Consider the following 11,347-nt stretch of genomic DNA (forward strand, 5'->3'; position numbering starts at 1 on the left):
TTTCTATCAGTACCAAATATTATAGAACCTGTTTTTTAGTCGAAGCTAGGACGGGTATGCGTTTGTAAGTTGAATAAATGATGCTTGTTTTTAACGTTTTTTGTATTAGAGGCCCAGTAATCTAAGATCGCTGCGACACACAAGCATAGTGCTTCATCTTTTTCATAGCGGAATTCAAACTTGATGGTATCCTGACCATTCTTTTGGACGGTTCCAGTTTTCATGACCCATTCGTGACCTGCAAAGATTTTATAGCGGAAATTAGTTAAGTTACCAATTAAAAACCAGTTGAGTCCTTTTACAAAAAGCATTTCGGTGCTAACGCCATAATAACGGCGAAGTGAACCAACTTTTTTATGATGTGAATATAAGTCAAATTTTGGAAATAATCCAAGACTGCTTTGCTTGATCTCGGCTAACAGCGTACCTGATACATTATAAACTGATAAAACATCATGTACGAGCCCCCAGCGGCCGGTGATAAAGTACACGATATTGTCATCTTCATCCTTGATCGTGGTCACGCCCTTTTTAGTAAAACCAATACGTTGAGCGTATAATGCTTGCATTTCTGGTTCACTTCCTATCCGGTAAAACTTCTGTGATAGTTAACTTTTATAGTCCTAGTTGTGTAAGCTGTTCTTCGATAGCTTTTCCAGCCCCGTTATCGGTATTTTTGCTAGTTAAGTGATTAGCCGCCATTTTGATCTCTTTAGTCGCGTTTTCCATAGCGTAACTGATCCCAGCGATTTTTATCATTGAGAGATCATTATTATTGTCACCCATTGACATGACGTTATCCATCGGGATGTTCAAGCGGTCTGCGTATGATTGGAGTGCTAAACCTTTCTGGGCCTTAATATGATTGACCTCAATATTTCCAGAACCTGAAGAGGTAATGACCAATGAGTCATATTTAGAGATCTCCTGACGAACTTTTTCTAGTCCAGCTTGTCCGTGGGGACTAAAAGCAACTATTTTGAAAATTTGAATATGCGGGTCATTTACTAATTCATAATAATCATCGACATAGTTAATGTCCATTAACTCCATTCTAGCAGAAGCCAGACTGACAGCTAATTTAAATGGTGTGGTTGCATCAATACTGGATAAAAGTTCGGCGAAGTTTTCGATCCGAGCGGCTTTATCATCAGAGCAAACTCCTTGAGATGTGATGACTTCGAAATATAAACCTGCTTTTTTGAGTAAAATGATGATTTTTTGAGCAAGTTGGTCTGGAATTGGGGCAGAACTTAGTGTTTTGCCATTTTCGTCTATCACTAATGCGCCATTCATAGTGATCAAAGGACAGGAAACTCCGGCCTGGTCAAGTAATGGTTTAACTTCTTTAAAGGCACGTCCTGTTGAAACAATAAAGTGGATCCCTTTTTCCTGAGCATGCTTGATCGCAGCCACATTGTAGTCAGAGATAACCATATGATCATTTAGCATTGTTCCATCCATATCAGAAGCAATTAATTGTAGCATATCCGTGTAACCTCACTTTTCTTTTCTCCATTATATTCTAGCATGAATCGCAGTATTAGTCAGAAAGTTTTAGTTCAATAGGCCCGCTAAACTATGAACGACACTAATAAAAGAAAGTATATTGTAACCAACTAAAACTTTTTTATTCTCCCTTAATTAAAGCGCTTTAATATGGTAAAATAAAGGAGAGGTGTTTTTATGAAAACGTTGATCAACAATGATTGGCAAGAAATTTTAGGTCCAGAGTTTGAAAAGGCATATTACCAAGAGTTACATAATTTTTTAAAGGAAGAATATCGGAATTATACGATTCATCCGGATATGTTTCATATTTTTCAGGCATTTGAATGGACATCTTTTTCTGACGTGAAGGTTGTGATCTTAGGACAAGATCCATACCACGGATACCGCCAGGCACACGGCTGTAGTTTCTCTGTTTTGCCAGGGGTAGCGATCCCGCCATCACTAAGGAACATTTATCAAGAATTACAAAGTGACCTTGGAGTCAAACCTGTTAATCACGGTTATTTGGAAAAATGGGCTAAACAAGGGGTCTTGCTGCTGAACTCTGTTTTAACTGTTCGCGATGGTCAAGCTTATTCTCATCGTGGTAAGGGTTGGGAAAGATTGACTGATGTCGCGATCGAAAAATTGTCGGCTCGTCAAAAGCCAGTGATTTTTATATTATGGGGTAAAGCTGCACAGGATAAAATCAAGCTGATCGACCAGAGTCGCAATGTGATCATTAAATCACCGCATCCAAGTCCATTGTCTGCACATCGCGGATTTTTCGGCTCAAGACCGTTTTCTAAAACTAATGCGGCTCTTGAGGCAATGGGTGAAACACCAATTGATTGGCAGTTACCAGAAACAGTGGAAAACGTTCCATCATAGGTGCGAGTTTTTCATAATCAATAATACTGGGCTTTTCAGTGAATTTAAGTGCATAAAAGTGAGCAGTAAACCTGCTTTTCTTTTGAGTATTTGTTAGTAACAGAAAATGCTTAAATAATAGGGAGGAGATTTATCATGGATCTATTTACAACTTTAAAGGGGAAGATCAAGGGAAAAGATAAGGCAATCGTATTTCCTGAAGGTGAAGACGCACGTGTCTTAGGTGCAGCATTACGTTTGGCGCAAGAAGGTATCTTACGGCCGATCGTTTTAGGAAACGAAAGTAAAATTAAAGAATTGGCGCATGAATTAGGTAAAGATGTTTTGGCTAATGTGACCTTGATCGACCCAGAGAAGTATCCACAACGCAATTTTGATGAAATGGTTGCTAAGTTTGTTGAGCGCAGGAAGGGTAAAAATACTGAAGAACAAGCTCGCGAATGGTTGAAAGATGTTAACTATTTTGGTACGATGTTGGTCTACATGAATAAAGCTGACGGGCTTGTTTCTGGCGCAGCGCATGCGACTGGCGACACTGTTCGTCCTGCCTTACAGATCATTAAAACCAAACCAGGTTTGAAACGGACTAGTGGTGCTTTTATCATGACACGTGACGATGGTGCAGAGACATATGTTTTCGCTGATTGCGCGATCAATATTGATCCTACAGCTGAAGACTTAGCCGAGATCGCTGTAACTAGTGCAGATACTGCACGTTTGTTTGACATTGACCCTAAAGTTGCAATGTTAAGCTTTTCAACTAAGGGTTCTGCTAAGGGTGAGCAAGTGGATAAGATGGCCCATGCTACCGAGTTAGCACATAAGAAGGCACCATCCTTACCACTTGATGGCGAGTTACAATTTGATGCTTCTTTTGTACCAACTGTTGCCAAACAAAAAGCTCCAGGTTCTAACGTAGCTGGTCATGCAAATGTATTTGTATTCCCTGAACTTCAATCTGGTAATATCGGTTATAAGATCGCCCAACGTTTTGGCGGCTTTGAAGCGATCGGGCCTATTTTGCAAGGTTTGAATGAGCCTGTTTCAGACTTGTCCCGAGGATGTAACGAGCAGGATGTATATAATGTTGCTATTATGACTGCCGCTCAAGCCGTGATGGAATAATTATACGACATAGGAAGATGAATAAAATGGACTTTATTGCTCATAATGCAGATGAAACACAACAAATTGCTTTGAAAGTTGCACAACAGTTGCACGCCGGAGATGTGATTTTATTGCAAGGAGAGCTTGGTGCGGGGAAGACGACTTTCACTAAGGGAATAGCTCGAGGTTTGGGCATCAAACGCAATGTTAAAAGTCCAACCTTTACGTTGATCAGAGAGTATACTGAAGGCCGCTTACCACTTTATCACATGGATGTGTATCGTCTGGAAGATACTGGAGCTGCCGATCTTGGCTTGGAAGAATATTTTGATGGTGACGGTGTATCGATCGTTGAATGGCCGCAATTTGCAGCGGAAGACTTACCAGCGGAATACCTGACGATCTCATTTGCAAAAAATGATTTCCATGATAATGAGCGGACCCTGACATTTGAAGCGCATGGTTCTAGGTATGTTGAATTATTGAATAGCTTGAAAAAAGCTGAGTAATACAATAAAAACAGCAATTCGAATTAAAAGTGTGCTCAACACTGCAATTCGAATTGCTGTTTTTGTATATTATAATTAGTAAGCTCTAATCAACGGTTTTAAAACCTCTGTTCCGTACTGTTGTGCTTCGGAAATTAAAATTTGTGCACAAGCCCGGCTGTCCGCCAAAGCATTATGATGGTGTTTTAATGAAATTGATAAAAAATCACACACAGTGTTTAGTTGGTAATTTGGCAGATCATTTAATAGTTGCCGGCTTGTTTTTAAAGTATCTAAAACCATGAAATTAGGAACGGGCAACTTATAAAAACCCAATGTTTTCCGTAACACGCTAACATCGAAAGATGCATTATGAGCGACTATTAATTTCTGTGGTCCAAGAAAAGATGAAATATGTGGCCAAAGTTGCGGAAAAGTCGGTGAATTCGCGACATCTTGTGGTGTGATCCCGTGTATCCGGATATTGTTAGGTGAAAATTCGGTTGCCGGTTTTATCAAGGAATACATTTCATCGATCACTTGGTCATTACGCACTACCGTGAGTGCAAGTGAACAAGCACTATGGCGTTTAGGGCTTGCTGTTTCAAAATCGAGTGCTATAAAATCCATTTAAAAACTCCTCGTATTAAACTGAAATAGTGTAGAAAAATATTATGGCCTATCACTTGAAAGATAGTTTTTGTCTCAAGCAGCAGGTTTTATTGAAAAAGAAAAACTTTTACATCGCACCCATTATAGCAGAAAAATGTTAAAATGGACGATAGTATAATTCAGTAAGTGAGGAAAAATAAATGTCTGTAACAAATAAAATAATAGAAAAGGAACTGCAAGACGTCCAAATTTTAAAGCAAGAACCGCTATCACATTATACAAATACCTGTACTGGTGGGCCGGCCGACTTTTTAGCTTTTCCGAAAAAACTTTCAGAATTGCAACTTTTGTGTCATCGGGCAAACAAACAAAATATTCCGCTGACGATTTTGGGTAATGCAAGCAACTTGATCGTTAAAGATGGTGGGATTCGCGGTTTGGTGGTTATTTTGACAAGTATGGCTGATATCACTGTTGATGGTGATCAAGTTATCGCACAGGCGGGTGCTCCAATGATCAAAACAACTCAAGTCGCCTGCAAAGCAGGTTTGAGCGGTATTGAATTTGCCGCTGGGATCCCTGGAAGTGTTGGCGGAGCGATCTTTATGAATGCTGGTGCTTATGGTGGCGAGATCAAAGATGCAGTCAAGGATGTAGTAGTCGTTGATTATGAAGGAAATGAAAAAAAATATTCTAACGAAGAACTGGCTTTTGGATACCGGCATAGTCGAATTCAAGAAGAAAAGTCGATCGTAGTGCAAGCGACCTTCGCTTTAGAGCCGAAAGCAAAGGAGCAAATCAAGGAGCAAATGGACCAGTTGAATTTTTTACGTGCATCTAAACAACCACTAGAGTACCCCTCTTGTGGCAGTGTTTTTAAACGACCACAAGGATATTATACGGGCAAACTGATCCATGATGCAGATTTACAAGGATACAGTATTGGTGGAGCTCAAATTTCAACTAAGCACGCAGGTTTTATTGTAAATAAGGGCACAGCGACCGCAACTGACTATTTAAACGTTATTCAGCATGCACAAGCTGTGATCAAGGACAAATTTGGCGTAGATCTAGAGACCGAAGTCAGGATCTTAGGCGAAGAACGATAGCAGCATTTTTTAATAATTGCACAAAAAAGGGGGACTTTTCTGGTTGAAAGCCCTCCTTTTTGTGCAATTAGGCAACATCATTGTTAACCTTTTTTTGCGGCAGTTCTTCAATTTTTGAATTTGCTTTTAAATAGCATCGTAAAGTGATCCAGTCTACCATTTGGATGATCGTCATAAATATCACAAAGATCATCATTCGAGGGTTCCACATTTTAACCAAGTCATTAATGACCCAGTTGGGGCTCAAAAAAAGGTAGGCTGTGTGTAAACGTAAGAAACGGCCAATATAGACGCCAACGGAAGATGCTGTAATGAAAATAACAACTAAGATGTTGCGCATCCACGTGTGGTTCAACTTTATTTTCAGCATGATTTGGTCGGCAACATATTCTAAACTCCAAGTTCCTAAAATCGTACAAGATAATGAACTGACTAATAAATTGGTAAAAGTTAACCACATGTGCAGATTAAATGTCATCAGTCCAGTCGTATGATTGTACGGGTCGATACTAGATAGATGAAAGAGGTCAGTCAATAAATAAGGAGCATTAGGGTAGAAAAGCAACCATAAAATGATCAGTAAAACAAAGAAGATCGTTGGTTGTTTGTGATCGATATGCATTGCTGCTTCGATCGGCAGATAACCCAAAAAAGTGTTTAAAAGTAGAAAACTAAAATATCCGCCTTGGCGAAAAACAGTTAAATAGATGTATATCATATAGGCTAAAAAAGAAAGCCTGATCAACCATTTAATTTTTCGTGACATAATATGCACCTTATTTCTGAAGTTATTTATTAAGAATATTCTAACAGTTATTGTTCGAAAAAATCGCAAAATAAGAAGATATTTAGATGATTTTAAAAAGTTACAGCTAAAGTAAGTAAAAAACATGCAGCTCGTAGCTCGAACAGCTACATTTCTTGACTGTTTAGTCCGGAAATCGGCAGTGGGAGGTTATTGCCTTTTTTAAACAGCCGAAGAATTTATGATACTAATATAAAAAATTTGATAAATTTGGTTTTATTCGATACTGTCGGGTGGCTGTGCTATAATAAAAAGGTAAATTTTTTTCAAAGGAGGGAATTCTGAGTGTCCTTTGACTGGAGTAATTTAATTACATGGCGTAACTTGACGGATCTGCTAGATATATTAGTGGTCTGGTTTGTTTTTTACAAGTTATTGATGTTGATTCGTGGTACTAAGGCTGTTCAGTTGTTTAAGGGTGTTGTGATCATTATTTTGATCAAAGTTTTAAGTGCTTGGTTAGGACTGCATACAGTTTCTTGGATCATGGATCAAATTATTAATTGGGGAGTTATTGGAGCTATCGTTGTTTTTCAACCAGAGATCCGTCGTGGACTGGAACATCTGGGTCGTAGTTCGCTTTTCGGGGCGAGTCGGAGGCAAAATGAGGATGAAAAGAAATTAGTGGCTGCTTTAGACAAGGCTATTCAGTATATGTCTAAAAGAAGGATCGGTGCGTTGATCTCGATTCAAATGAATACTGGTTTAGAGGATTATATTGAAACCGGGATCGATTTGGATGCTGAAGTCACTGGTGAGTTACTGATCAATATCTTTATTCCAAATACGCCTTTACATGATGGTGCTGTTATTATTAGAAATAATAAAATTGCTGTTGCTGCGGCTTATTTGCCGTTATCAGAAAGTAATTTGATCCCTAAAGAGCTAGGTACCAGACATCGTGCTGCAGTTGGGATCAGTGAAGTAACCGATGCGTTAACGATCGTTGTTTCGGAAGAAACAGGTGGAGTGACGATCACCAAAAACAGTGAATTGATCCGTGATTTATCACAAGAAGATTATTTGAAATTCTTGAAGAATGAGCTGATCCCTAAAGAAGATGAGAGAAAGAGTAACCCCATTGCTCAGTTCTTTGATGGTTTGTTCAAGGGGGGAGCTAAACATTGAAAATATCTCAAATTTTTAGATCTAAGATCATGTATAGTTTGATTGCCCTATTATTGACTGTATTTTTGTTTGTATATGTTAATTCAGAACATTTGTCAGGCAATGAGGATCAGTCGCAAATCAGTACTTCATTGATGAAAAATACTAGAGCAACTATCAAAAAAGAACCTAATTTAAGTTATAATAATGACAAATATTACGTTTCAGGTGTCCCACAAAACGTCAAGGTTTCTTTGATCGGGCCAAGCGGATTGGTGAAGGCTGCTGAAAATACTGGGAACTTTCAGGTGGTTGCTGATTTGAACGGCTTGAAACCGGGGACGCATACGATCAATTTAAAAACCTCAGGTTTAAGTTCCGAGATCAGTGCGCGTACTGACCCTGAAAAAATCAAAGTAAAAATCAGTAAAAAAGGGCAGGCCTCTTTTCCTGTTCAAGTTCGTTATGATTCTAACAAAATTGCCAAAGAGTATGCCGCGGGAGTTGCGAATTCAAATCGACAATCTGTTAAAGTGACTGGGGCACGGACTGATATTAAGAAAATCGAAAGTGTCGTGGCGGATGTTAACTTAAGTGATAATGTCAAAAAATCAGTTTCACGAAATGTATTGTTACGTGCAATTGATGAAAATGGCAAACAGCTGGATGTTACTATCTCTCCTGAAACAGCACGAGTTAATGTTCCGATTTATTTAGCTTCTTCCCATAAGAAAGTCCCGCTTCGATTAGTTTCTGGAGGACAGGGCGTTGATGGGAAAAAATATGATTTTTCGACCGATACCAAGTATGTGACTTTGACCGGTACGAAAGATGCTTTAAAAAAAATTGATGAACTCAAAGTCTCAGTGTCTTTGGCAGGGGTAGATGCAGATGAAGATCGGACAATATCATTGGTTTCAGATCGTTCCGGTATAACGGCAGTTTCACCGGAAACGATTCAAGTGCATATTGATGTCAAAAGTGATGCCAAGTCTTCAAGCAGTTCTGGATCTTCGTCAACGAGTGAAACCACCAGCAGCAGCGATTCTAGATATGAACCAAGTAACAGTTCCAGTAGTGATGCAGTGAGTTCTGATAAAGGTTCTAGTGAAGGTTCAGGCGAGAGTGGGTCATCTTCTTCTTCGAGTTCTACAAGTAGTCCTGAGTAAAAGCCAGATCCTGCTGCTTGATTTTAAAAAAAAGTTATTATAATGAAGTGTGAGGAGCAATTAAGAATGAAATATTTTGGTACAGATGGTGTTAGAGGTATAGCAAACGAGACTTTAAGTCCTGAATTGGCATTTAAACTTGGAAGATGCGGCGGATATATTTTAACTAAGCATAAAAAAGATCCGAATAAACCAGCTCGTGTTTTAGTAGCACGGGACACCCGAATTTCTGGTGAAATGTTACAGGAAGCTTTGATTGCTGGGCTGCTTTCTGTGGGGATCGAGGTTTTTCCTTTAGGTGTAATTACTACGCCAGGAGTAGCATATTTGGTTAGGTTGCAAGATGCAGATGCTGGGGTAATGATTTCTGCTTCTCACAATCCTGTGGCAGACAATGGGATCAAGTTTTTTGGCGGAGATGGTTACAAGCTTTCCGATGCTAAAGAAGAAGAGATCGAAGAATTGTTAGTCAAAGATACTGATGAGCTCCCTCGTCCATCTGCTGAAGGATTGGGTATGATCAGCGAATACCACGAAGGTGCATTAAAGTATATCCAATTTTTGGAGCAGACGATCCCAGATGATTTGGAAGGGATGCACGTTGCTATCGATGGTGCCAATGGTGCAACCAGTGCGATCGTTTCTAATTTATTTGCTGATTTGGGTGCTGATTTTGAAACAATGGCAACTAATCCAGATGGTTTGAATATTAATGATAATGTTGGTTCAACTCACCCGGAAGCTTTGAGTAAGTTTGTAGTTGAACAGGGTGCTGAAGTCGGTGTGGCATTTGATGGCGATGGAGATCGCTGTATTGCAGTAGACGAGAACGGTGAGATCGTTGACGGCGACAAGATCATGTATATCTGTGGTAAATATATGGATCAACGTGGTCGCTTGAAAAAAGATACGATTGTTACGACTGTGATGAGCAATCTTGGCTTGTATAAGGCCATGGAGAAAAACGGTTTAGTTTCAGTTAAAACAAAAGTTGGTGACCGTTATGTTGTGGAAGAGATGCTTAAGAATGGCTATAATGTCGGCGGGGAACAGTCAGGGCATGTTGTTTTCTTAGATTTTAACACTACTGGCGATGGTATGTTGACCTCCTTACAATTGTTAAACGTCATGAAACAAACTGGTAAAAAATTGTCTGAATTAGCCGCTGAGGTACAAACTTATCCGCAGGAGTTAGTCAATGTTCGTGTTCAAGATAAAAAAGAAGCTTTAAACAATCAAAATATCAAGGATAAAATCGCAGAAGTTGAAGGTAAGATGGCTGGCGAAGGTCGTGTGCTCGTTCGTCCTAGTGGTACAGAAGACCTACTTCGTGTGATGGCAGAAGCGGCGACACCAGAACTGGTTCATGATTATGTTATGGAAATCGTTAATGTTGTGAAAGAAGAAGTGGGCGTAGACAAATAGTTTTGTTGTTTACCCAGCAAATAAAAGGGCTCCGAAACATGTAATTCATGTTCAGAGTCCTTTTTTAAATTACAAGACTTTGCTTTCAGGTTCATGTTTTGGGACAAAAACATGAAATAAATAATTTATTTAACGGTAAATCAAATTAAAAGTATAGTTTAGAATACGAAAGCTGAGATAGAAAATACAGGTCAAAAGCATATGATAAAAAAGTATGCCAATTAGGATCACTAGGAGTGCCCAGATATGAAAAATAGCAAATAGGGTACTGATCCCCGCCGACAATGAGGAAAAATGTATCAGCTTAAGTATAAAGTGGCCAAGAATGAAGACAAGCGCAACTTTCTGGCTAGTAACTAGCTGTTTTTTGTTGATCATATGATTCCTCCTTGTTTATGTAAATAAAACTTGCTGCATTCATTATATTATGAGAACACTGAAAAATTCAAAAGAAAAGCTACAGACTTTTTGTTAAAAATATTTAAATCTTGCAACATTTCATGTAATATAAAAATATTTTTTTATTTTCATTGACACCGTTTTCATTTTAGACTATACTTTGTTGGTAAGGTATTTAGTAATTTACCTTCTAATCAATTCTCTTTCTCTCTTATGCCGCCACCGACAGCTCATCTGTCGGTGGTTTTTTTGACAGTTTAGAGTGGGCTTGTATATAATTTAAAAAGAGAAAGGATGTCTGTATATTGAGTAATGAAGTTTTAACGTTAATTGAAGAAATCACAAGAAATGATGGATCTAGTTATTATGAGATTTCTAATATGGTTCAAAATGGACGGGCTGAATTAGCAGCAACGAGAAACTTTATTAAAAGTGTGAGGATAGTCCAATTAAATATCCCGCGTTCTTCCAGCGTTATTAAATATGAAAAGTATATCAATGATAATTTTACAATGCCGACAGAACAAATGGATCACTTTGAAGAATGGACAAGAACTCCAGAAATAGAAGAAGTCGTTCAGTCTATCCTGCATGAAAATCATATCGCTTAAAAACAGGACCAGCAGCAAACAACAGTTTTAAATGCCAAAAGTTATGGGATAACAAGACTTTTTAGCTCATGATATGCCCCCCCTTACAGTAGATACGGAAATAAAAGGGACTTTGTCAAATAGTGTTGATGGT

Annotated in this window: 12 protein-coding genes; 8 read left to right on the top strand and 4 right to left on the bottom strand. The window is 38.7% G+C overall.

The features are described 5' to 3' along the window. Positions 1-35: 35 nt before the first annotated feature. Positions 36-569, bottom strand: a complete 534-nt coding sequence (locus tag FC65_RS05140; RefSeq protein WP_010498013.1) for an LURP-one-related/scramblase family protein — start codon at positions 567-569, stop codon at positions 36-38. A gap of 46 nt (positions 570-615) precedes the next feature. Next, positions 616-1,488: a Cof-type HAD-IIB family hydrolase gene (locus FC65_RS05145; protein WP_056971806.1), complete on the bottom strand. Its 873-nt coding sequence runs from the start codon at positions 1,486-1,488 to the stop codon at positions 616-618. 198 nt (positions 1,489-1,686) lie between these two features. On the opposite strand from FC65_RS05145, the gene FC65_RS05150 reads away from it, so the two are divergent. The 3 genes from FC65_RS05150 to tsaE all read left to right on the top strand — a co-directional run bounded on the left by FC65_RS05150 (position 1,687) and on the right by tsaE (position 3,998). Beyond that, positions 1,687-2,382: a uracil-DNA glycosylase gene (locus tag FC65_RS05150; RefSeq protein ID WP_010498017.1), complete on the top strand. Its 696-nt coding sequence runs from the start codon at positions 1,687-1,689 to the stop codon at positions 2,380-2,382. 135 nt (positions 2,383-2,517) lie between these two features. Then, a complete protein-coding gene (pta, locus tag FC65_RS05155; protein ID WP_010498019.1) occupies positions 2,518-3,507 on the top strand; it encodes a phosphate acetyltransferase in 990 nt (329 codons plus the stop codon). A gap of 26 nt (positions 3,508-3,533) precedes the next feature. Then, positions 3,534-3,998 (top strand): tRNA (adenosine(37)-N6)-threonylcarbamoyltransferase complex ATPase subunit type 1 TsaE, encoded by a 465-nt coding sequence (gene tsaE / locus FC65_RS05160; RefSeq protein ID WP_010498021.1) that lies wholly within the window; start codon positions 3,534-3,536, stop codon positions 3,996-3,998. Between the two features lie 75 nt (positions 3,999-4,073). Here the strand turns inward: tsaE and FC65_RS05165 are convergent, their stop codons facing one another. Next, the gene (locus FC65_RS05165; RefSeq protein WP_056971807.1) at positions 4,074-4,607 is read right to left on the bottom strand and encodes a 3'-5' exonuclease; all 534 of its coding nucleotides are present in this window, start codon (positions 4,605-4,607) and stop codon (positions 4,074-4,076) included. Positions 4,608-4,789: 182 nt separating this feature from the next. Here FC65_RS05165 and murB point away from each other — a divergent pair, with 182 nt between their 5' ends. Further along, positions 4,790-5,698 (top strand): UDP-N-acetylmuramate dehydrogenase, encoded by a 909-nt coding sequence (gene murB, locus FC65_RS05170; protein WP_056971808.1) that lies wholly within the window; start codon positions 4,790-4,792, stop codon positions 5,696-5,698. Positions 5,699-5,765: 67 nt separating this feature from the next. Here murB and FC65_RS05175 read toward each other — a convergent pair whose 3' ends face one another. After that, positions 5,766-6,464 (bottom strand): DUF1361 domain-containing protein, encoded by a 699-nt coding sequence (locus FC65_RS05175; protein ID WP_056971809.1) that lies wholly within the window; start codon positions 6,462-6,464, stop codon positions 5,766-5,768. 324 nt (positions 6,465-6,788) lie between these two features. On the opposite strand from FC65_RS05175, the gene cdaA reads away from it, so the two are divergent. The 4 genes from cdaA (at position 6,789) to FC65_RS05200 (ending at position 11,214) form a co-directional block, all read left to right on the top strand. After that, positions 6,789-7,631 (top strand): diadenylate cyclase CdaA, encoded by an 843-nt coding sequence (gene cdaA / locus FC65_RS05180; protein ID WP_056971810.1) that lies wholly within the window; start codon positions 6,789-6,791, stop codon positions 7,629-7,631. Continuing rightward, the gene (locus FC65_RS05185; protein ID WP_169790226.1) at positions 7,628-8,779 is read left to right on the top strand and encodes a CdaR family protein; all 1,152 of its coding nucleotides are present in this window, start codon (positions 7,628-7,630) and stop codon (positions 8,777-8,779) included. Before cdaA ends, FC65_RS05185 begins: the two co-directional genes overlap by 4 nt. A 66-nt stretch (positions 8,780-8,845) precedes the next feature. Beyond that, positions 8,846-10,204 carry a phosphoglucosamine mutase gene (glmM, locus tag FC65_RS05190; protein WP_056971811.1) on the top strand — a complete coding sequence of 453 codons (1,359 nt, stop codon included), beginning with the start codon at positions 8,846-8,848 and terminating at the stop codon, positions 10,202-10,204. A 701-nt stretch (positions 10,205-10,905) separates the two neighbouring features. Then, complete coding sequence (locus FC65_RS05200; RefSeq protein WP_029605467.1) at positions 10,906-11,214, top strand: hypothetical protein; 309 nt, start codon at positions 10,906-10,908, stop codon at positions 11,212-11,214. The last annotated feature ends 133 nt before the right edge of the window (positions 11,215-11,347 follow it).

It is taken from the genome of Ligilactobacillus acidipiscis DSM 15836 (assembly GCF_001435755.1).
In the GTDB taxonomy this organism is placed as follows: Bacteria; Bacillota; Bacilli; order Lactobacillales; family Lactobacillaceae; genus Ligilactobacillus; species Ligilactobacillus acidipiscis.

Coding starts and splice junctions, on each gene's coding strand:
- FC65_RS05140 (WP_010498013.1), bottom strand. CDS start 569: ATGCAAGCATTATACGCTCAACGTATTGGTTTTACTAAAAAGGGCGTG.
- FC65_RS05145 (WP_056971806.1), bottom strand. CDS start 1,488: ATGCTACAATTAATTGCTTCTGATATGGATGGAACAATGCTAAATGAT.
- FC65_RS05150 (WP_010498017.1), top strand. CDS start 1,687: ATGAAAACGTTGATCAACAATGATTGGCAAGAAATTTTAGGTCCAGAG.
- pta (WP_010498019.1), top strand. CDS start 2,518: ATGGATCTATTTACAACTTTAAAGGGGAAGATCAAGGGAAAAGATAAG.
- tsaE (WP_010498021.1), top strand. CDS start 3,534: ATGGACTTTATTGCTCATAATGCAGATGAAACACAACAAATTGCTTTG.
- FC65_RS05165 (WP_056971807.1), bottom strand. CDS start 4,607: ATGGATTTTATAGCACTCGATTTTGAAACAGCAAGCCCTAAACGCCAT.
- murB (WP_056971808.1), top strand. CDS start 4,790: ATGTCTGTAACAAATAAAATAATAGAAAAGGAACTGCAAGACGTCCAA.
- FC65_RS05175 (WP_056971809.1), bottom strand. CDS start 6,464: ATGTCACGAAAAATTAAATGGTTGATCAGGCTTTCTTTTTTAGCCTAT.
- glmM (WP_056971811.1), top strand. CDS start 8,846: ATGAAATATTTTGGTACAGATGGTGTTAGAGGTATAGCAAACGAGACT.